Raw genomic sequence first — 416 nt, forward strand, 5'->3', positions numbered from 1 at the left:
GCGACGCCGAGGCGGCCGGTGATCACGAGCCGACCGCCACCCGTCCTCGCAGGCGTGCCGCCTCCCGGCGGCGAGGTGCCTCGACGCCCGAGGAGCCCGTGGAGTCCCAGGGCCCGGCCGACGGTGGGAGCGGCGACGAGGAGACCCTCGCCGCGGAGGCCGGCACCGGGACCGACACCGGGACCGACACGGACACCGCCCCACCGGTCGCCGGCGCACCCGGGGGCGCCGCGTTCTCGACCGAGAAGCTGGACGTGCTCGCCGAGCTCGGTCTGGAGCGCAGGTCCGGACCGGCCGAGCCGGGTGGGCAGGACGGTTCGCGGACACCCACGGCCCTGCTCTTCCAGGCGCCGGACCCGGAGCGGTCCCGGCGCCGCCGCGCCCAGGCCCCGGCCGGGCCTCCTCGCCCCGCCGAG

The 416-nt window shown here is 79.6% G+C and carries 1 protein-coding gene; it reads left to right on the forward strand.

Annotated features, from left to right (window positions below; all coding sequences use genetic code 11):
• Nucleotides 1-98: 98 nt before the first annotated feature.
• The coding region (locus N869_RS16105) for a hypothetical protein (RefSeq protein ID WP_198026123.1) at nt 99-416 on the forward strand (318 nt) is incomplete at its 3' end.

Origin of the sequence: Cellulomonas bogoriensis 69B4 = DSM 16987, assembly GCF_000767165.1 — a bacterium.
Lineage (GTDB): Bacteria > Actinomycetota > Actinomycetes > Actinomycetales > Cellulomonadaceae > Actinotalea > Actinotalea bogoriensis.